Source organism: Pseudoxanthomonas sp. 68-E7, assembly GCF_057773145.1.
On record NZ_JBYMTI010000001.1, the window covers coordinates 388,393 to 408,680 of the forward strand.

Below are 20,288 nucleotides of genomic sequence, written 5' to 3' on the forward strand. Positions count from 1 at the left end.
GGATGGCGACGAGCGCCGACGGCATCGCCCCGACCCTGGCCGAACTGGTGGCGCTGCGCGCGACCGCGCAGCGGCGGAAACCCGCGCGCCAGGGACGGCACTCCATCGCCGGGCCCGCCGCCTCGAACCTGCGTGGGCGTGGCATGGAGTACGCCGAATCCCGCGAATATGTTCCGGGAGACGACGTACGCCATATCGACTGGCGATTGACCGCCCGCAGCGGGCGGACCCATACCAAGCTGTTCCAGGCCGAACGCGAGCGGCTGACGCTGATCGTGGCCGACACCTCGCCACGGCTCTATTTCGGAACCCGCGTGCGTTTCAAGTCGACCCAGGCCGCACGCGCCGGCGCGGTGGCCGCCTGGAGCGCGATACGCGATGGCGACCGTGTCGCCGCCTTGCGCGGCACCGCGACCGAACCGCCGGTGCCGCCGGCTTCCGGCACGCGCGGCGCACTGCGGGTACTCGACGCGCTGGTGCGCTGGTACGCGCGTCCGCCGGCGGATGATCAGGGCCTGGCGTTCGCGCTGGATCACGCCGTGCGCCTGTTGCGTCCCGGCTCGCGGCTGATCGTGCTCGCCGATCCGGACAGCATCGCGGCGATTCCCGAAAGCGACTGGCCGCGCTGGGCCGCGCACCACGAGATCAGCGTGCTGTTGCTGTTCGATGCGCTGGAGGCCGAGCCGCCGAATGCCGCGCTGCCTTTCCAGGTGGGCGGCCAACGGGTGCAACTGGATCTGGCCGATGCCGCGCAGCGCCAGCGCTGGGGCCAGTTGTTCTCCGAGCCGTTGCAAGCCGCCGTGCGCAACCTGCCCAGGCGCGGGGTGCGCGCCTACGCGCTGCGCGGCGACGCCCCGAGCGAGTCCTGGTTGCCGGTGGGCGGCATGACGCCGCAGGTGGCCTGATGAAGCCGGCCGAACTGGTCCTGCGCGATGTCCACCTGCCCGCGGCACCGGCCTGGTGGCCGCTCGCGCCCGGCTGGTGGGTGCTGGCGGGCGCGCTCGCGTTGCTGGCGCTGTTCCTGTTCGTGTCCCTGTGGCGCCGCCGCCATCGCCGGCGGCAATGGGAACGTTGGTTCGACCAGGCCGGGAAGGGATTGGCGCCTGCCGCGCAGGTGGCGGCGATGTCGGAACTGCTGCGGCGCGCGGCCCGTCGGGTGGAACCGCGGGCCGACCGCCTGCAGGGCCAGGATTGGCTCGTGTTCCTCGATGGCGGAACAACCACCGCGTTCTCGCAGGGCGACGGTCAACTGTTGCTGGACGGAGGCTATCGTCTGCGGGTTGACGCCGATGCGGTGGCGCGCCTGCATGGCCTGGCGCGCACGCGCTTCCTGCAGCTGATGATGGCGGGGCGCCGATGATCGGCGACTGGCCATGGCTGCAGGTCTTGCGCGACATGTACGCGGGATTCGCGTGGCCGTGGATGTGGCTGGCTTTTCCGTTGCCGTGGCTGACCCGCTGGCTGCTGCCGCCGAACCGCGGCACCTCGGCGGCGCTGCGCGTTCCCTATGGCGGGCAACTGCGGACCATCGCTTCGGTCCACGGATTCCGGGGACGCCGCCGGGTGGCTGCGCTCGCGTGGCTGGCCTGGTTCCTGTTGTGTGCGGCCGCGGCGCGACCGCAGACCTTCGGTGAAGCGGTGACCCCGCCGCACGCCGGCCGCGATCTGATGCTGGCCGTCGACCTGTCCGGCAGCATGAGCGAGGCCGACATGGCGCTGGGCGGCAGCGTGGTGGATCGGCTGACCGCGGCGAAGGCGGTACTCGCCGATTTCCTCGATCGCCGCAGCGGGGATCGCGTCGGCTTGCTGGTGTTCGGCCAGCGCGCCTACGCGCTGACGCCCTTGACCCTGGATCTGCAGAGCGTGCGCGAACAGTTGCGCGACAGCGTGGTGGGGCTGGCAGGCCGGGAAACCGCGCTTGGCGATGCGATCGGGCTGGCGGTCAAGCGGCTGTCGGCACGTGAAAAAGGCCAGCGCGTGCTGATCCTGCTGACCGACGGAGTGAACACCGCCGGCATGCTGGAACCACTGAAGGCTGCCGAGCTCGCCGCGCAGGCGCGCGTACGCGTGCACACGATTGCATTCGGCGGCAGTGGCATGACCTCGTTCTTCGGCATGGCGGTGCCGCTGCCCGGCACGGGGGGCGAAGAGATCGACGAGGCCACCTTGCGCCGCATCGCCGACATGACCGGCGGCCGGTCCTTCCGTGCCCGCGACATCGAGCAACTGGCCAGCATCTATGCGGAGCTGGATCGGCTGGAGCCCGTCGCGCAGCCGGGTGAACAGGTGCGGCCACGCGTCGAACGCTATGCACTGCCGCTGCTGCTGGCGTTGGGAGTCGGTCTGCTCGGTCTCGCGCTGCCACGGAGGCCTTCATGAGCGCATGGCTGGCATCGCTGCATTTCCTGCGTCCACACGCGCTGTGGCTGTTACTGCTGTTGCCGTTGATCGCCTGGGGATGGCAACTGCGCCGGCGCCGCTCCAACGTCTGGCGGCAGGCGGTGGATCCGCACCTGCTGCCGCATTTGCTTGCCACGACAGTGCGTGCCGGATGGCGAGGCTTGGCGCTGCTGCTCGCCGGTTATGTGCTGGCCGTGCTGGCCCTTGCCGGGCCGAGCTGGCGACAGGGCGATCAACCGCTGTGGGAACAACGCGCGCCGCTGGTCATCGCACTGGATCTGTCCAGCGCGAGCCAGGCTGCCGATCTCCCGCCGTCGCGCCTGCTGCAGGCGCGCGGCAAGCTGGCCACGCTGCTGCGGCAGCGCCAGGGTGGACAGGTTGCCCTGGTCGCGTTCGCCGGGGATGCCTTCACCGTGGCGCCGTTGACCGAAGACGCGGGCAATGTCGCCCTGTTCCTTGACGCGTTGGCCCCGGACATCATGCCGACGGACGGGCAGCGGGTGGATCGCGCCATCGCCTGGTCGGCCAGGCTGCTGAAGCAGGCGGGTTTTCGCGAAGGCGAGATCCTGCTGATGGGCGACCATGCCGATGCCGCCGCGCTGGAAGCGGCGTCACAGGCCGCGAAACAGGGGTACCGCGTTTCCGCGCTGGGCCTGGGCAGCGCAGCCGGCGCCGCCTATCGCGCCCGCGAAGGTTCGCTCGGGCGCGCGCGACTGGATGCCGCCTCGCTGGGCCAACTGGCGGCCCGCGGTGGTGGACGTTTCCAGACGCTGTCCCGCGATGAAGGCGATCTGGAGGCGCTCGGCGTGCTGATGCCAGACAGCCTCGATGCCCGTGAAGCATCGGGTGGACGCGGCAGGGACTGGCTGGATGAAGGCTATTGGTTGTTGCCGCCGCTGATGCTGCTGGCGTTGTTCGCGTTCCGGCGCGGCGCGGCGCTGGTGTTGCTGGGTAGTTGTTCACTGTTGTGGGCGACGCCCTCGCAGGCGGCGGATGGCAGCTGGTGGCGCCGCGCCGATCAGCAGCAGCACGCGCGCATGGAGCAGGGTGTCCAGGCGTACCGCAGCGGAGATTTCGCCGCGGCGGAGCAGGCGTTCGCGGGACAGGACGGTGCCGAAGCCCAATACAACCTGGGCAACGCGCTGGCCAAGCAGGGCAAGTACGACGAAGCCATCGAGGCCTATGACAGGGCACTGCGGCAACAGCCGGGAATGACGGACGCGCTGGCCAACCGGGGTGTGGTCGAGCGCGCCCGCCAGCGCCAGCAGGGGCAGGGACATTCAGGCAAGGATTCGTCCGACCGCGGCGCGGGCAATGCCGGCGGCTCGCCGAACGCATCGCGAGCGGCCAGCAACGCCAGCCCTGCTTCCTCGTCGTCGACGCCCGATGCCCAACCATCCCCGTCGTCGTCGCAGGCACGTCCCGCGTCTTCGCAATCACAGGCGCAATCGCGGAAGGCGGAACCACCGCCGAATGCTGCCGCCGATGCGGAGACGCAGCAGGCGGCCGATGCCGCCCAGCGCGAGCGTATGCGCCAGGCCCTCGCCGGGCAGCCGCGTGGACAGGCGGACCAGAAGGCGAAAGGGCTGGCGGCCGCCGACGAGACTCCCGAACAGCGCGAGCGGCGGCAGGCCTTGCAGGCTTGGCTGAAGCGGGTACCGGATGATCCGGGAGGCCTGCTGAAAGCCAAATTCCAGCTGGAACACGAGCGTCGGACGAGGGAGGGGCAATGAAACCGTGGTGGTCGCGCGCGCTGGGCGTGTTCGTGTGGATGGTGCTGGCGTTGGCGCCGGGGATCGCGCTGGCGCAGGTGCAGGCCCGGGTGGACCGCAATCCAATCGATCTCGGCGACTCGGTGGTGCTGAGCATCCAGTCCGGCGGTGCGGCCGCCGCACCGGATCTGGGTCCGCTGATGCAGGATTTCGAATTGCTGGATCAGACCAGTGGGCGTTCGCTGGAGATGGTGAACGGCGTCAGCAGTTCGCGGGTGGTCTACCAGATCACCCTGCAGCCGCGGCGCGATGGCAACCTGGTCATTCCCGCATTGCAGATGGGCCAGCAGCGCACCGCGCCCATCGCGCTGACCGTCCGTCCGGCGCCGCCGGTCGCCACCCGCGCCGGCAACGCCGACGTCTTCCTTGAAACCGAAGTGGACGATGCTTCGCCGTTCGTCCAGCAGAGCGTGGGCGTGGTGCTTCGCCTTTTCTATGGCGTGCCATTGGTCTCCGGCGAACTCGATCTGGATGCGCCGGATGGGGCGATCCTGCAGAAGGTCGGCGATGACGTGCAGGGCAGCCAGCAGATCAATGGCCGCCGCTACAACCTGATCGAGCGCCGCTATCTGCTGGTGCCCGAACGCAGTGGCAGCCTGACCCTGCCCGCGCCGCGTTTCAAGGGCCGGGGCGCGGGTGGCTGGTTCGACGATCTGATGGGCAGCGGCCGGCGCGAACTGCGGGTCGCCGGGGCTCCGCGCATGCTCGCCGTGCAGCCGCAACCCGCGGGTGCGCCGCAACCGTGGTTGCCGCTGCGGGATCTGCGCCTGCGCTATGTCGGCGCGCCGACGGCGGCGCGCGTGGGTGAAGCGGCGACCCTGATCGTCGAAGGCGTCGCCCAGGGCGCGACCCAGGCGCAACTGCCGGAAATGCCGACGCCCTCGGTACCGGGTGCGCAGGTGTTCGCGGAGCCGGTCCAGTACGACGAGACCTTCACCGGCGGCACGCCGCAGGTGAAATGGACGCAGCGCTACGCGGTGGTGCCGGACCGGCCGGGGCGCCTGACCGTGGCGGGCCTGGGAATCCCATGGTGGGACGTCGCCGCGGGCACCGCGAAGATGGCCCGGTTGCCGGATCTGCCGTTGCAGGTCGGTGCGGGTGTGCCCGCATCCACGACGGGGGCGGTAGCGCCGGGGCTGGCTTCAACCCGGGCCAGTACCCCGGGAACTCCGGCGGGTGACGCCGGGGAGCGCGGAATCTGGCCATGGCTGGCCGTGGCGTTCGCGGTGCTCTGGCTGATCACCTTGCTGTGGGCGTTGCAGCGTCGGCGCCTCACCGTGCCGGCTTCCGCGCGCCTGGCGGCAGGGCAGGCAGCCGCATCCGCCCGCCATGCGCTGCCGGACCTCAAGCGCGCGCTGGACGCCGGCAGCCTGGACGAGGTCGGCGACGTGTTGCGCGGCATGGCGACGCCGCCGGCCGCCGATTTGGATGAACTCGTGCAGCGCCTGCAGGTGCCCGCGCAACGCGAAGCGGTGGAGCAACTGCGGCGTGCGCGCTGGGCTGGAGGCGATGGCAGCGCGGCGCGCCAGGCCCTGCGCGCGGCCTTCGCCGGGGGCCCGCGCTGGATCGAGGAGGCCGAGCCCCCGCGGGCGCCGTTGCCACCGCTGTATCCGTCGCCGAAGCGGCGCTGACGCAGGCGCACAACGGTCGCGCGGGAGAGGTTTGCTAAGCTGGACGCTTCGTTCCGAAGGCCCGCCACATGACCGAAACCCCGACCGCCGGCAAGAACAAGCTACCGCTGCACTGGAAAATGGCGATCGGTTTCATCGCCGGCCTGGCAATGGGATTGCTGGTGTACATGACGGGGATTGGCCAGTTGACCGCTGCCGGCGCGGGCAGTCCGGCCTGCGTCGCCGGTGCCGCGGATCTGCCCTGGCAATGCACCCCATGGGTGCAGCTGATCACCAGCTACGTGACCGGGCCGATCGGGCAATTGTTCCTCAACCTGATTTTCATGCTGGTGGTGCCGCTGCTGTTTTCGGCGCTGGTGGTCGGCGTGTCCGAGATGGGCGACATCCGGGCGTTCGGCCGGGTTGGTTGGCGCACCCTGGGCTACACCGTGCTGATGTCGTCCATCGCCGTCGTGCTGGGCCTGCTGCTGGTCAACTGGCTGCAGCCGGGCAGTGGCATCGACCGCGATACCGCGCAGCATCTGCTGGCCGAAGGTGCGCAGCGTGCCAGCGCGATTGTCGCCAGCACGCACGAACAGCCGCACGGACTCGACATGCTGCTGTCGATCGTGCCGGACAACGTCATCAAGGCGGCGGCCGACAACACCATCCTGGCGGTGATGTTCTTCGCGCTGATGCTGGGCATCGGCATGGTGCTGACGCCCGGCAAGGCCACCGATACGCTGCGCGAGGGCATCCAGGGCCTGTTTGACGTATCGATGACGCTGATCGGCCTGGTGATCCGGCTGGCCCCGTACGCGGTATTCTGCTTCATGTTCGACCTGGCCGCCAAGTTCGGCTGGGACCTGTTGTTCAAGCTGGCGAGCTACGTCGGCGTGGTCGTGCTGGCACTGGCCCTGCATCTGTTCGTGGTCTACTCGATCGCGCTGCGCGCCATCGGCGGTTACTCGCCGCGCGCCTTCTTCCGCGGCACCCAGGAAGCGATGGTGCTGGCGTTCTCCACCGCCTCCAGCAACGCCACCCTGCCGACCTCGTTGCGGGTGGCGGAGGAAAAGCTCGGCCTGCCGCCGCGCATTTCGCGTTTCGTGCTGACCGTCGGCGCCACCGCCAACCAGAACGGCACCGCGCTGTTCGAGGGCGTGACGGTGATCTTCCTGGCCCAGTTCTTCGGCGTGGACCTGTCCCTGTTCCAGCAGGTGCTGGTGATGCTGGTCTGCATCCTGGGCGGTATCGGCACGGCTGGCGTACCGTCCGGATCGCTGCCGGTGGTGGCGATGATCTGCGGCATGGTCGGCGTGCCGCCGCAGGGCATCGGCCTGATCCTGGGCGTCAATCATTTCCTCGACATGTGCCGCACCACCCTGAATGTCACCGGCGACATCGCCATTGCCGCGATGGTGTCCAAGGGCGAAACCGAGCGCGGCCACGGCTGATTCCGCCCGCATCGCCGGAACCGCCCACGACGCCCCGCCACTGCGGGGCGTCGGCGTCCCGTACCGGGGGCGCACTGAAGACAGGAAATCCGAGGTGTCCGCAAGTCACTGATTCGACGGAGGATTCGGATCTTTCCGCGGTTTGGCCGTTTCAGTCCGGCCGGTGGTCTATGGGACAATGGGCGGCCCGCATTCCGGCGCGCCACTTCCAAGCCCGATTCCCTCATGACGACGCCTACCCGCCGCCAGCTCGCCAACGCCATCCGCTTCCTCGCCGCCGACGCGGTGGAAACCGCCAAGTCCGGCCATCCCGGCATGCCCATGGGCATGGCCGATATCGCCGAAGTGCTCTGGAACGATTACCTGAGCCACAGCCCGAAGAACCCGCATTGGTTCAACCGCGATCGCTTCATCCTGTCCAACGGCCACGGCTCGATGCTGCAGTACGCGCTGCTGCACCTGAGTGGTTACGACCTGCCGCTGGAGGAGCTCAAGCACTTCCGCCAGTTGCACAGCAAGACCGCCGGCCATCCGGAACGCCATGAAACCCCGGGCGTGGAAACCACCACCGGCCCGCTGGGGCAGGGCTTCGCCAACGCGGTCGGTTTTGCCCTGGCCGAGAAACTGCTGGCCCAGCGCTTCAATCGCCCCGAGTTCGAAATCGTCGATCACCGCACCTGGGTGTTCATGGGCGATGGCTGCCTGATGGAAGGCGTGTCGCACGAGGCCGCTTCGCTGGCCGGCACCTGGGGCCTGAACAAGCTGGTCTGCTTCTGGGACGACAACCACATCTCCATCGACGGCAACACCGATGGCTGGTTCACCGACGACACCCCGGCGCGCTTCGAGGCTTATGGCTGGCAGGTGGTGCGCAACGTCAACGGCCACGATCCGGATGAAATCAAGGCCGCCATCGACACCGCGCTGCAGTCGGAAGACAAGCCGGTGCTGATCTGCTGCCGCACCACGATCGGCTTCGGCTCGCCGAACAAGGCCGGCAAGGAATCCTCGCACGGCGCCCCGCTGGGCAAGGAAGAACTGGAAGCCACCCGCAAGGCGCTGGACTGGCCGTACGGGCCGTTCGAGATCCCGCAGGAAATCTACGACGGCTGGCGCGCCGGCAACTCGGGCCTGGTGCGCGAGGAACAGTGGAACATGCTGTTCGACAAGTACGCCGCGCAGTATCCGGAGCAGGCCGCCGAACTGAGCCGCCGCTCGCACGGCGAGCTGCCGGAAGGCTTCCTGGCCGCGGCCGATGCCTTCATCGCCAAGACCCAGGCCGAAGGCCCGGTGATCGCCTCGCGCAAGGCCTCGCAGCTGGCGATCGAGGCGTTCGCGCCGTTGTTGCCGGAGATGATCGGCGGTTCGGCGGATCTGGCGCATTCCAACCTGACCCTGTGGAAGGCCAGCAAGTCGGTCGCCACCGATGACCCGAACGCCAACTACGTTTACTACGGCGTGCGCGAGTTCGGCATGACCGCGATCAGCAACGGCCTGGCCCTGCACGGCGGTTTCCTGCCGTTCGACGCGACCTTCCTGGTGTTCAGCGACTACGCGCGCAACGCGGTGCGCATGAGCGCGCTGATTCCCGCGCACGCGATCCACGTCTACACCCACGACTCGATCGGTCTGGGCGAGGACGGTCCGACCCACCAGCCGGTCGAGCACCTGGCGTCGTTGCGCTACATCCACAACAACGACGTGTGGCGTCCGTGCGACGCGGTCGAGTCGGCGGTGGCGTGGAAGGCGGCGATTGTCCGTCGCGATGGCCCGAGCTGCCTGATCTTCTCGCGCCAGAACCTGCCGCACCAGGCGCGCAGCGAGGCGCAGGTGGCCGACATCGCGCGCGGCGGTTACGTGCTGGCTGACGCCGCCGGTACGCCGGACGTGATCCTGATCGCGACCGGTTCGGAAGTGGGCCTGGCGACGCAGGCCAAGGCGCTGCTGGACGCGGAAGGCATCCAGACCCGCGTGGTGTCGATGCCGTCGACCGACGTGTTCGATCGCCAGCCGGCCGAGTACCGCGAAGCGGTGTTGCCGAAGGCGGTGCGCAAGCGGGTGGCGGTGGAAGCAGCGACGGTCGATTTCTGGCGCAAGTACGTGGGCCTGGATGGCGCGGTCGTGGGCATGGAAAGCTTCGGTGCCTCGGCACCGGCGGAGGCGCTTTACAAGCACTTCGGGATTACGGTCGAGAAGGTGGTCGAGGCGGCGAAGTCGTTGGGTTGATTTCGGCCGCCGTGTTCGACATGAAAAAGCCGGGCGTTGCCCGGCTTTTTTCTTGTGTGCGTTTGATAGATTCCGGCGCATTCGCGCGGGACCGCTATCGGTAGTCGTCGATGGCGCGCTCGCCGCGGGGCCCTACTTGACCAGCCTCCGGCTGTTGAAAAGCACCTCTTTGCTTGTGCAAAGAAAGTAGGCAAAGAAACACACCCCTGGCGGCGTGCCCTGCGCGCTACGCGCGCAGGGTCCGCAATCGGCCCGGGAATTTCCGGAAGGGGCATCCTGCCCCTGCCGGAAACGGCGCACATCCTTGTGCGCCGCCCTGCGGGTTTACCCGGTCCGCTTGCCACGCCTTGACGGGGGCCCGAAAGGCAAAAGCTGGAGCAGAGCAACGGCGCAGTGCCAAACACAGGCGTGCCTTTATTGCTTTGGTTTTGGCTCTCGCTCTTCGGGCCCCATCCGCAGCGGTGGCGACGGTGGGTAAACCCGAAGGGCGCCGCGCACGACGCGCGGCGTTTTGGGTCGGCACAAGGATGTGCCGTCCCAAAATTCCCACCGGCGACACGAACCCCGGCCGCGCAGCGGCTGGGGCGCGAGGACCGGGTGTGCTTTCTTTGGTTCCTTTCTTTGCACAAGCAAAGAAAGGGACGCCCCGCGGCGAGCGCGCCATCGACGACTACCGATAGCAGTCCCACGCGAATGCGCCGACAAAAAAGCAGTTCGCGAGCACCTACCCCCGCGTCTCCCGCAACCCCAGCGCCAACAATCTAGCCTCCAACCACTCCCCCACCCCGACAGGTTTCGCCAACCCCATCCGCGTCATCGCCTCGATCTCCCCGGCGCCCGCGGACAAGGCCCGCAGCACCGTGGCCACCTTCGCCAACGGTGTCGCCGTCTGGATCTTCAACCACGACAAGGCCTTCACCAACCGCTGCTCCACCTCGGTGAAATCACTGCCGAGTGGATAGTCCGGCAGCGTGCCGTCATGGCGGAAGCGCCGCAGGGACGCGGTGAGATGGGCCGGCGTGTTGTCCTGCCAACGTGCGGGTGCCGCGTACCCGCGACGCAGCTTGCGCGCGCGCTGCGCCTCCTCCAGCAGCCCCGCCTGGAAACGCGCATCGGTGATGCCCGCCATGGCGATCACGCACGCCTCGTCGTTGCGCCCGCGCAGGTCGGCGATGCCGTACTCGCTGATGCACAGATCGCGGAGATGGCGCGGGATGGTGGTATGCCCGTAGTTCCAGCGCACGTTCGATTGCGCTTTTCCGCCAGCATCGCGGATGGCGCGGAACATCAGCACCGAGCGCGCATCCTCCAGTGCATGCGCCATCGCCACGAAGTTGTACTGGCCGCCGACGCCGGAAACGACCCGGCCGTCCTCCAGGCCGTCGGAGACCGCCGCGCCCAGCGCGGTCATCATCATCGCGGAATTGAAGAAGCGCGCTTCCCGGCGCTGCAGCCGCTCCAGCGCCTCGTGTCCGCCGTAGAGCTGGTTGACGCTGCCGATGCGGCGCATGCCGATGGCGCGGCGCTCATCGTCCGGCAGGTGGCGGAGCCAGTCGTAGAACGCCGGCGAACCGAGATAGAACGCGCCATGCAGGTACTCGCCGTCACGTTGCAGGCGCGCCTGGTCGCCGAGGTTGGCGGTACCGTCGGCGATGCGACGCATGAGCAGTTCGTCGTCAACGACCTTGCGCCGGATCACGCCCGTTTCCACCAACCGCTTGAAACCTTCGTTGATCATCTCGCTGCAGCCGTACAGGCCGACGTCGAAAGGAGCCAGTCCGCCGCTTTCGATGACCGCCGGATTCCGCTCCAGATCCGGTGCCAGCGCCGCCAGCACCTCGCGATAGGCGGCGTTGTCGGTATGCCGGAGCACCAGCGCATGGCACAGCGCGTCGGCCAGCGCGCCGATGCCGATCTGCAGGGTTCCGCCATCGCGCACCAGCGCGCTCGCGTACAGGCCGATGGCGTACTCGGCGTCGGAGACCGGCTGGCGCGGCAAGCCGAACAGCATCGGGTAAGGACCGGGCGGCGTCACCACCGCATCGAAGTAGTCCTCGTCCACCGCGGCGGTGCCGCCCAGCCAAGGCAATTGGGGATCCTCCTCGGCCACCAGCAGGGGGCGGGGCAGGCCACGTGCCAGTACCGCATCGACCGCGTCCTGGGTGAGGTCGTTGTTGCATGACAGCGACAACCGCCGCCCGCCCGGTTCGCGCGCGACCTTCTGCACGATCACGTTGAGGCCGCGCTCGCCCAGCGCGCGCGCCACGTGGGTGTAGTTGAGACTGGCGTAGTGCCGTTGCGCCTGCGATGAGTCCAGCAGCGCGCCGGACTGCATGTAGAACTCTTCGATCTCGATATGCGCGGGCAGCACATCGCGCTTCATCGCCTGCACATAGGCCAGGCGCGGAAAGTCGTCGCCGAAATGGCGTGCGGCGAAAGGTCCGAGGAAACGCGCCTCCAGGCCCGCATGCGCGCGCGGCGGATCCAGCGACAGCGCGGTGTACAGGAACCAGGGACGCGACGGATCCTGTTCCAGCCGGGCATACAACGCGTTGATCAGGCGATGCGGTTTGCCGATGCCCAGCGGCGCGCCCATGCGCAGGGTCTGCGGGACGTGCTGGAGGATGAAGTCGACGGCCTCGTCGAGGGATTCCAGGTGCGTGGTCATGGGGCGAGCTTAGGCGAAAGACGGTGAGGGCCGTTCGAATGAGGGCGGGACCGGGGCTTGACAGGCAGATCGTTTACGCGCGTAATCAATAAAAATTACAGGCGTAAACGAAATGCCCATCAGTGATGCCGAGGCGATGGTGATGGAGGTGCTGTGGGAACGGGACCCGCAGGGCGCCGACGAAGTGCTGGCGGCATTGTCCGCCCGCACGGGCTGGGCGGAACCGACAGTGAAAACCCTGCTCAACCGCCTGCTCAACAAGGGCGCGATCCAGGCCCGGAAGGAGGGACGCCGCTACCTCTATTCGCCCGTGCTGGCGCGCGCCGACTGGGTGCAGCAGCAGAGTGCCGGCCTGCTGGAACGGTTGTTCGGGGGGCGGGTGGCGCCGCTGGTGGCGCATTTCAGCGAGCGTGGCCGTCTGTCGCCGGCGGACATCGCCGAGCTGAAGAAACTGATCGCGGAGCTCGACGATGAGCAGTGATCCGCTGCGTCTGCTGCTCGCGACCACCCTCGCCGTGTCCGTGGTGATCCCGCTGCTGTACCTGTTGCGTGCGCCGTTGCGCCATTGGCTGGGCGCCGGCGCGGCCTACGCGTCCTGGCTGTGCGTGCCGATCGCCGTGATCGCGGTGATGCTGCCCGCCCGCGAAGCGCCCGCGGACTGGAGCGCGATGGGCAGGGTGCTGCAGCCGATGCGGGCCGCCACCGCCGCGGCGGTGCCGGCGATGGCGCCGACGTGGCAGGCATTCCTGCTGGCTGCCTGGTTCGGCGGCATGCTGGTGATGGTGGCTTGGCTGTGGAGCCGGCAGCGCCGTTTCGTGCACGGGCTGGGCGCGCTGCGTCGCCGCGAGGACGGTCTGTGGATGGCCGACGCCTCGCGCGGACTGCCGGCGGCGATGGGATTGTTCCGCGCCCGCGTCGTGGTACCCGCCGATTTCGAATCCCGGTATCTGGCGCAGGAACGGGTCCTGATCGCCTGCCACGAGCGACTCCACGTCCGGCGCGGGGATCTGATCGCCAACGCGATCGTGTCGGCGCTGCGTTGCATCTACTGGTTCAATCCGGTGATCCATCTGGCCGCGCGCCGGTTCCGCATCGATCAGGAACTGGCCTGCGACGAGGGCGTCATCCGCCGCCATCCCGCCGCGCGGCGCGCCTATGGCGAAGCCATGCTGAAGGCGCAGCTGGACGTCGCGCCGGTGCCGCTCGCCTGCCACTGGCCCGCACCGCATCCGCTCAGGGAGCGAATCGGCATGCTCGGAAAGCGGCTTCCGTCGACCAGCCGCCGCGTGCTGGCCGCGCTTCTGATCGCGGCGATGGCCACCACCACCGGCTACGGCGCGTGGGCGGCGCAACCGGCGCGGCCACCGGCCATGCAGGATGGCCTGTATCACGTCGCCATGCAGGTGAGCCTGGACGGAACGACCCGCGCGTTCGAAATCCGCGAGCAGTCCGGAAAGGCATTCGCGGTGTCGGGCAAGACGGATGCGGGCATGACCTGGCGCGGTGTGTTCCGGATTGATCCGGTGGATGCCCGACACGCACGCGTGTCCACCGAAATCGAGGCCGCGAGCAAGCCGGTGGGAAGTCCGGAACTGCGGGTGGAACTCGGGAGGTTGGCGGGGATTGGCGTGGGAGGTGGCAACGGAGGGACTCCGGTATCCGTCGATCTCGTGGTCACACGGGTGCGGGTGGACGCATCGCCGCCCGTGGCAGGCCCCCATCGGATGAGCCGGAGGACGCAGCCCATCGATTATTCGAAGCTCGCACCGCCCCGGTACCCACCCAGCAGGCACGAGGGCACGGTGATGATGAGGCTGGTGATTGGCGTGGATGGCCGGGTGACGCAGGTTGGCCTGGAACGCGGCTCGGGTTTCGCTGATCTGGATGAAGCCGCGATGGCCGCTGCGCGCGGCTGGCTTTTCGAACCCGCCATTGAAGCGGGCCGCGCCGTGGCGTCCACGGTCCGGGTGCCGGTCGAGTTCGCGCTTGACGAACCGGGGGCCGTTGCGCGGCAGGACGCGCCCGCGCCGAACGACGCAAGGATGGGACGGCGATGAGGCGCCTGTCGCGCATGAGCGCGCCACGTGCGGTGGTGTTGCTGTCGCTGGCCGGCCTCGCCGGTTGCGCCGGCGTTTCCGGGACACGCATCGACAGCGTCGAGCGCAGGCTGATCCTGCCCGAGGGCAGCGCACGCTACGAAATGGCCGCGCACCAGGCATTCGCCTATCCGGAGCCGAAAGACAACGTGTCGCCGGTGTTTCCAGCGGACTACCCGGCGCGGGAACTCGCACCGACGACGCTGTGCGTGTCGTTCGTGGTGGATGAGCAGGGCCAACCGGTCCAGGTGGCCCCGTTGACCCAGGAAGGCTGTGCGCCGCCGGAGCAGTTTGTCCTGTTGCGTGATGCGATGCTGGCCGCGGTCAACGGCTGGCGCTTCGAGCCGGCGATGTTCTGCGACTATCCCGATGCGGCCGCCCGCGATCGTTACTGGAACGGCCATGGCTGCGCGGGCACGACCGTCGAAGCGCGCGTGGTGCCGGTATCGCTGGCCTACGCCTTCACTTTCAGCCTGCGCAACGGCAAGGGCGAGGTGGCGGCGGCGAAACGCTAGCCGCCCTGCGGATCCATCGCGTGCACGGCGTCGGCCAAGCGCCGTACTTCCTCTGCGTGATGGCTGACGTAGATGATCGGCAGGCGGATTTCGTCGCGCACCCGCTGCAGATAGGGAATCAGTTCCTCGCGGCGTGCCTGGTCCAGCGCCGACAGCGGCTCGTCGAACAGCAGGATCGCCGGTTGCGAGAGCAGGGCGCGGCCGATCGCCACCCGCTGCGCCTCGCCGCCGGAAAGGTTGCGCGTGCGCCGGCCCAGCAATGGCCCGATGCCCAGCAGATCGACCACCGTGTCAAAGCCGAAGCGCACCGGGGTATCCCGCCCATGCCGCCCATAGCGCAGGTTGCCGCGCACATCCAGGTGCGGAAACAGCCGGGCGTCCTGGAATACATAGCCAATGCGGCGGCGATGGGTGGGCACGTCGATCCGGTCCGTGCTGTCGAACAGCACCCGGCCATCCACTTCGATATGGCCGGCCACGGGCGCGACCAGCCCGGCGATGGCGTTGAGCACGGTGGTCTTGCCGATGCCGGAAGGACCGGTCAGCGCCAGTACCCGCGCATCCGAATGGATGCGCACGCGACGATGGAACGCACCGCGCCTGAGTTCGGCATCCAGTCGCAGCATCACGCCTCCTCCCGACCGCGATGGCGGCGCGTCAGCCATTCGGAGAGCAGCAGCGCGACCAGCGAAATGGCGATCGCCACCGCCGCCAGCCGCCAGATGCCGGCTTCGCCGCCGGGCACCTGCATCAAGCCGTAGATGGCGGATGACAGGGTCTGGGTTTCGCCAGGGATGTTGGAGACGAAAGTGATGGTGGCGCCGAACTCACCCAGGGCCTTGGCGAAAGCCAGCACCGTGCCGGCGACCAGGCCGGGCCAGGCCAGCGGCAGGGTGACGGTGAAGAACACCCGCCACGGCCCGGCCCCGAGTGTGGCGGCGGCCTGTTCCAGGCGGCGGTCGGTGTTTTCCAGTGACAGGCGGATCGCGCGCACCATCAGCGGGAATCCCATCACCGCGCAGGCCAGCGCCGCACCGGTCCAGCGGAATGCGAACACGATGCCGAAATGCCGTTCCAGGAAGCCGCCCACCGTGCCCTGGGTTCCCAGCGTCATCAGCAGCGCATAGCCCATCACCACCGGGGGCAATACCAGCGGCAGGTGCACCAGCGCATCCAGCAACGCCTTGCCGGGGAACCGGCGGCGCGCCAGCAGCCAGCCCACCAGCACGCCAAGGGGCAGGCTGGCCAGGGCGGCGGTGACCGCCACCTTCAGGCTCAGCCGGATGGCGGTGATTTCCTCGGGCGTGAACCAGTCCAAGTGGCGCGCCTACTTCAACAGGACGAAACCGCGCCGCTGGAAAATCGCGCCGGCTTCCGGAGACGCCAGCCAGATCACCAGCGCGCTGGCGGCCGCGTTGCGCTCGCCGCGCAATGCGGCGACCGGATAGACGATCGGCGCATGGCTGTCGGCGGGAAACGCCGCCACGATGCGCACCGCCGACTCGGCGCGCGCATCGGAGAGGTAGACGATGCCCAGCGGCGCTTCACCGCGCGCCACCAGCATCAGCGCGGCGCGCACGCTTTCGGATTCGGCCAGTTTCGCCTGCACCTCCGTCCACTGGCCGAGTTTTTCCAGCGCGGCGCGTGCGTATTTGCCGGCGGGAACGCTGCTGGTCTGGCCAATCGCCAACCGGCGTCCGTCGAGCGCGGCAGCCAGCGAACCGGGCTTGCCGAGGTTCACTTTGAGCGTGCTGGCCTTCGGCGCCACCAGCACGAGTTGGTTGCCGAGCAGGTTGCGTCGCTGCGCCGGATCGAGCTTGCCGCGTTGTTGCAGATAGTCCATCCACTCCAGATCGGCGGAGAAAAACACGTCTGCGGGCGCGCCCTGTTCGATCTGGCGCGCCAGCGCGGAACTGGCGGCATACGACACGCGGACCGGAATGCCGGTGCGGCGCTGGTAGGCGGCGGCGGCTTCGTCCATGGATTCCTTCAGGCTGGCCGCGGCGAACACGGTCAGCGACGTCTTGTCCTGGGCAACGGCGGCGGCGGCAAACCAGGGGATGAGGGCCAGCAAGCCCAGGCGGATCAGATTCCGGCGAAGCGAGGCGGTCAAGCGCATGGCACGGCTCCGGGTGGGTCAGGGCGACAGGACGGTCAGGGTTTCGAGCTGGCGAAGGCTGCGCGCCGGGCGCGCGTCTTCCGGGACGACCAGGCGCAGCGGTCCATCGGTTGCCGACAGGACTTCGCCATCGCAGCGATCCGCGAGCAGCACGCGGCGATTGCCCAGACTGGGATCCAGTTCGGCCAGCGAAAAGGTCACCCGGTAGCCGTCGCGCGCCACGGCTTCCACCCGGCGCGCCAGATCCGCGCCGCGAAGCGGTTCGGCGGACATCGCGCCCGCACGCCGCAGCAGTGCGATCAAGGCCACGCCTTCGCACGCATGGCGGTCGCCGTGCGCGGTGAATTTGGCGGTTTCGCGCGGCAGATCGCTGCGCATGGCGGCATCCAGCGCGATGACCTGGCGCGCGGGGGATGGCGTGGGAGCCGGTGGAGGGTGTGGATGATCGACCGCCCAGGCGGAAACGGAGCCGGCGGACAGCAGCAGTGCCAGTGGAGCGATGCATCGGACATTCATCGGGATGCGTCCTGGTGCGATGGAATTCAGTGCGTTGCGAGGGTCGCGTTCAACAAGGTCGCCAGGCGTGCGCCGCCCAGCCGCAGCTGTCGCTCGGCGATCGGGCGCTGCACCTCGTAATAGGCGGATTCCAGGGTGGCGCGGGCGGGATAGAAACCGGGCGCCACCACGATGGCGCAGGATTGCCTCGCCCAGTCCGCCGAAGCCGGCGGCAGCACGTCGGCGCGGTCTGGGGCGGGGGCGGGCAGGGCGCGCAGCACGCGCAGGTAGGCGTCCTCGTCGAGTCCGCGACTGCCAAGCAGGCCGCTGTCCCAGACCCGGTGCAGGTTGCCGCCCTTGCCCTGGTAGTGGGTCTGGAAATCGTTGCCGCCCTTGTCGCGCGCGTAACCGGCGTGTAGAGGCTGGTGGGCGTCGCCGACCAGGTGGACGACGAACTTCAGCGCCTGCAGGCGCTCGGCGTCCGGGCGATTCCTGTCGGCGAGGATGGCGCTCTGCGCGCGAATGGCCTCGACCACACACTTGCCGTCGGGGCAGTCGCGCGCGGGCTGGTAGCTACACGCGTGTTCGCCGATGTTGACGTAGTGCCAACGCGCGGACGTCCGTCCCATATCCGGATCATTCTCGCGCAGGTTGTCCGCCCAGTTGGCGATTCCGGCGAGGGTGGGATCGGCTTCGCCCTGCAGCAGGCGGTTGATCTCGGCGCGGGCCTGTGGATCCAGATCGGCTTCCGCCAGGCGTGCGACCAGGCGATGTCCCAAGGGGCCCCACGCGTGCGCCGCGGGCGACAGCGGCAGGGCCAGGACGAAAGCGAGGAGCGCTGAAAAAACGGTACGGGTCATGCCGGCACTTTAACCGACATGACCCGTCCAGATGGTTACAACCTTAGAACTTCAGCACATATGCCGCGCCATAGACCAGCGGATCGATCTTGGCCTGGCCCAGCTTCACGCCATCGACCTTCACGTCGCTGTCGATGTCGATCCAGCGCACGTCCACGCGCACCGCGCCGCGTTCGCTGACCTTGAAATCCAGGCCGGCGTGCGCGGCCAGGCCCCAGGAATCCTTCAGCTTCAGCTTGCTGCCAGCAAGCGCGCCGCGGGTGTCTTCGCTGAAGAAGGTGGTGTAGTTGACGCCCGCGCCCAGGAACGGCGACACCTTGCCTTGGCTGTTGAAGTGGTACTGCAGGGTGAAGGTCGGCGGCAGGTGCTTGGTGCTGCCGACCCGGCCCAGGCCCTTGATCTCGATATCGTGCTTGAACGGCAGCGCGGCCAGCACTTCCAGGCCCAGGTTGTCGCGCAGGAAGTACTCGACGGTCACGGTCGGCTTGACGTCGCTGTCGATGTCCAGCGCCAGCGCGCCGTTGGCCAGCTTGCCGTTGTCGGATTTCGGATTGACCTGGTGGACGCCGACGCCCAGCGTCCAGTCGCCCTTGGATTGTGCGAAGGCGGGCAGCGCGGCACCGGCGATGGCCACGGCGAGGAGGGCGGAAAGGGGCTTTTTCATGTTTGTTTCTGTCGGTTGGAGGGAACGGTGACAGTGTCCGTGTCGTCCCGGATCCCCGCCTTGATCCGGATCAATGTCTGGAAATATGTGAGTCCAGGCGTTCACACGCGAGTGGGGAGCGATATGCCAAGGCCGCCGCGCCTCCGGAATGCCGGGGAGGGAGGGGAATGTGAGTCGGGCGGGGCCTGATAGAATGGGCGTCCCCGTCAACCCCGCCGCGCCGGGCGCGGCCGCAGGAGTCCCGAGCAATGTCGATCAAGGTTGGTATCAACGGCTTCGGCCGTATCGGTCGCAACGTGTTGCGTTCCGCCGTGCAGAATTTCGCCGACGACATCGAAATCGTCGCCATCAACGATCTGCTGGAACCGGACTACCTGGCCTACATGCTGCAGTACGACTCCGTGCACGGCCGCTTCAAGGGCGAGGTCAAGGTCGAAGGCAATACCCTGATCGTCAATGGCAGGAAGATCCGCCTGACCCAGGAACGCGACCCGGCCAACCTGAAGTGGGACGAGGTCGGCGCCGAGGTGGTGATCGAATCCACCGGCCTGTTCCTCGACAAGACCACCGCGCAGAAGCACCTGGATGCCGGCGCGAAGAAGGTCATCCTGTCGGCGCCGTCGAAGGACGACACGCCGATGTTCGTCTACGGCGTGAACGACAAGACCTACCAGGGCGAGGCGATCATCTCCAACGCCTCGTGCACCACCAACTGCCTGGCGCCGCTGGCCAAGGTGCTGCACGACAAGTGGGGCATCAAGCGTGGCCTGATGACCACCGTGCATGCCGCCACCGCCACCCAGAAGACCGTCGATGGCCCGTCCAACAAGGACTGGCGCGGTGGCCGCGGCATCCTGGAGAACATCATTCCCTCCAGCACCGGTGCGGCCAAGGCGGTCGGCGTGGTGATTCCGGAACTCAACAAGAAGCTGACCGGCATGAGCTTCCGCGTGCCGACCAGCGACGTGTCGGTGGTGGATCTCACCTGCGAACTCGAGAAGCCGGCGACCTACGCCGAGATCTGCGCCGAGATGAAGTCGCAGAGCGAAGGCGCGCTGAAGGGCATCCTGGGCTACACCGAGGACAAGGTGGTCGCCACCGATTTCCGCGGCGACACCCGCACCTCGATCTTCGACGCGGACGCGGGCATCGCGCTGGACGGCACCTTCGTCAAGCTGGTGAGCTGGTACGACAACGAGTGGGGCTATTCCAACAAGTGCCTGGAAATGGTCCGCGTGGTCGCCGGCAAGTAAGCCGGTTCCCTCGAAGGCAATACGCGAAGGCGCCTGCGGGCGCCTTCCGCGTTTTCGGAATCCCCGGTTTCCTGTTCCTGCCCGGGTAGCGCCGTGCTATACCCGGTAGGCAACCGCAAGCGACCCGGGGCCAGCTTCTTGCAATGCCCGCCGCTT

18 protein-coding genes are annotated in these 20,288 nt (G+C 68.3%); 11 read left to right on the plus strand and 7 right to left on the minus strand.

The annotated features are described in order from the left end of the window. Nucleotides 1-2: 2 nt before the first annotated feature. The 7 genes from AC3DE2_RS01895 to tkt all read left to right on the plus strand — a co-directional run bounded on the left by AC3DE2_RS01895 (nt 3) and on the right by tkt (nt 9,462). A complete protein-coding gene (locus AC3DE2_RS01895; protein ID WP_488424834.1) occupies nt 3-905 on the plus strand; it encodes a DUF58 domain-containing protein in 903 nt (300 codons plus the stop codon). Then, complete coding sequence (locus AC3DE2_RS01900; RefSeq protein ID WP_488424836.1) at nt 905-1,360, plus strand: DUF4381 domain-containing protein; 456 nt, start codon at nt 905-907, stop codon at nt 1,358-1,360. The genes AC3DE2_RS01895 and AC3DE2_RS01900 overlap by 1 nt, the downstream gene beginning before the upstream one ends. Continuing rightward, nucleotides 1,357-2,379: a vWA domain-containing protein gene (locus AC3DE2_RS01905; RefSeq protein WP_488424837.1), complete on the plus strand. Its 1,023-nt coding sequence runs from the start codon at nt 1,357-1,359 to the stop codon at nt 2,377-2,379. Before AC3DE2_RS01900 ends, AC3DE2_RS01905 begins: the two co-directional genes overlap by 4 nt. Next, nucleotides 2,376-4,133, plus strand: a complete 1,758-nt coding sequence (locus AC3DE2_RS01910) for a tetratricopeptide repeat protein (protein ID WP_488424839.1) — start codon at nt 2,376-2,378, stop codon at nt 4,131-4,133. The genes AC3DE2_RS01905 and AC3DE2_RS01910 overlap by 4 nt, the downstream gene beginning before the upstream one ends. Then, entirely contained in the window at nt 4,130-5,803 is a 1,674-nt protein-coding gene (locus AC3DE2_RS01915; protein ID WP_488424840.1) for a BatD family protein, read from the plus strand. The genes AC3DE2_RS01910 and AC3DE2_RS01915 overlap by 4 nt, the downstream gene beginning before the upstream one ends. Before the next feature lie 68 nt (nt 5,804-5,871). Next, nucleotides 5,872-7,236: a dicarboxylate/amino acid:cation symporter gene (locus AC3DE2_RS01920; protein WP_295375737.1), complete on the plus strand. Its 1,365-nt coding sequence runs from the start codon at nt 5,872-5,874 to the stop codon at nt 7,234-7,236. A 225-nt stretch (nt 7,237-7,461) separates the two neighbouring features. Then, complete coding sequence (gene tkt / locus AC3DE2_RS01925; protein WP_488424841.1) at nt 7,462-9,462, plus strand: transketolase; 2,001 nt, start codon at nt 7,462-7,464, stop codon at nt 9,460-9,462. Between the two features lie 724 nt (nt 9,463-10,186). Here the strand turns inward: tkt and AC3DE2_RS01930 are convergent. Continuing rightward, nucleotides 10,187-12,130: an acetyl-CoA hydrolase/transferase C-terminal domain-containing protein gene (locus AC3DE2_RS01930; protein WP_488424842.1), complete on the minus strand. Its 1,944-nt coding sequence runs from the start codon at nt 12,128-12,130 to the stop codon at nt 10,187-10,189. A gap of 112 nt (nt 12,131-12,242) precedes the next feature. Between AC3DE2_RS01930 and AC3DE2_RS01935 the strand changes: the two genes are divergently transcribed. From AC3DE2_RS01935 to AC3DE2_RS01945, 3 genes are read left to right on the plus strand one after another with little or no spacing between them, the layout of a single operon-like run. Then, nucleotides 12,243-12,611, plus strand: coding sequence for a BlaI/MecI/CopY family transcriptional regulator (locus AC3DE2_RS01935; RefSeq protein WP_488424843.1), 369 nt, complete (start codon nt 12,243-12,245; stop codon nt 12,609-12,611). Beyond that, nucleotides 12,601-14,187 carry a TonB family protein gene (locus AC3DE2_RS01940; protein ID WP_488424844.1) on the plus strand — a complete coding sequence of 529 codons (1,587 nt, stop codon included), beginning with the start codon at nt 12,601-12,603 and terminating at the stop codon, nt 14,185-14,187. Before AC3DE2_RS01935 ends, AC3DE2_RS01940 begins: the two co-directional genes overlap by 11 nt. Nucleotides 14,188-14,201: 14 nt before the next feature. Continuing rightward, the gene (locus AC3DE2_RS01945; protein WP_488424845.1) at nt 14,202-14,741 is read left to right on the plus strand and encodes an energy transducer TonB; all 540 of its coding nucleotides are present in this window, start codon (nt 14,202-14,204) and stop codon (nt 14,739-14,741) included. Here AC3DE2_RS01945 and AC3DE2_RS01950 read toward each other — a convergent pair. Genes AC3DE2_RS01950 through AC3DE2_RS01975 form a run of 6 tightly spaced genes read right to left on the minus strand, consistent with a single transcriptional unit; the run spans nt 14,738 to nt 18,879 of the window. Continuing rightward, nucleotides 14,738-15,367: a molybdenum ABC transporter ATP-binding protein gene (locus AC3DE2_RS01950; protein ID WP_488424846.1), complete on the minus strand. Its 630-nt coding sequence runs from the start codon at nt 15,365-15,367 to the stop codon at nt 14,738-14,740. The two genes, AC3DE2_RS01945 and AC3DE2_RS01950, sit on opposite strands and share 4 nt — an antisense overlap. Then, nucleotides 15,367-16,059: a molybdate ABC transporter permease subunit gene (gene modB, locus AC3DE2_RS01955; protein WP_488424847.1), complete on the minus strand. Its 693-nt coding sequence runs from the start codon at nt 16,057-16,059 to the stop codon at nt 15,367-15,369. The genes AC3DE2_RS01950 and modB overlap by 1 nt, the downstream gene beginning before the upstream one ends. A gap of 9 nt (nt 16,060-16,068) precedes the next feature. Next, on the minus strand, nt 16,069-16,860 hold the full coding sequence (gene modA / locus AC3DE2_RS01960) for a molybdate ABC transporter substrate-binding protein (RefSeq protein ID WP_488424848.1): 792 nt from the start codon (nt 16,858-16,860) through the stop codon (nt 16,069-16,071). A gap of 18 nt (nt 16,861-16,878) precedes the next feature. After that, nucleotides 16,879-17,376, minus strand: a complete 498-nt coding sequence (locus tag AC3DE2_RS01965) for a hypothetical protein (RefSeq protein ID WP_488424849.1) — start codon at nt 17,374-17,376, stop codon at nt 16,879-16,881. A 26-nt stretch (nt 17,377-17,402) separates the two neighbouring features. Beyond that, nucleotides 17,403-18,215 carry a S1/P1 nuclease gene (locus AC3DE2_RS01970; protein ID WP_488424850.1) on the minus strand — a complete coding sequence of 271 codons (813 nt, stop codon included), beginning with the start codon at nt 18,213-18,215 and terminating at the stop codon, nt 17,403-17,405. A 43-nt stretch (nt 18,216-18,258) separates the two neighbouring features. Next, complete coding sequence (locus AC3DE2_RS01975) at nt 18,259-18,879, minus strand: OmpW/AlkL family protein (protein WP_295382525.1); 621 nt, start codon at nt 18,877-18,879, stop codon at nt 18,259-18,261. A gap of 248 nt (nt 18,880-19,127) precedes the next feature. On the opposite strand from AC3DE2_RS01975, the gene gap reads away from it, so the two are divergent. Then, nucleotides 19,128-20,132 carry a type I glyceraldehyde-3-phosphate dehydrogenase gene (gene gap / locus AC3DE2_RS01980; protein ID WP_488424851.1) on the plus strand — a complete coding sequence of 335 codons (1,005 nt, stop codon included), beginning with the start codon at nt 19,128-19,130 and terminating at the stop codon, nt 20,130-20,132. The last annotated feature ends 156 nt before the right edge of the window (nt 20,133-20,288 follow it).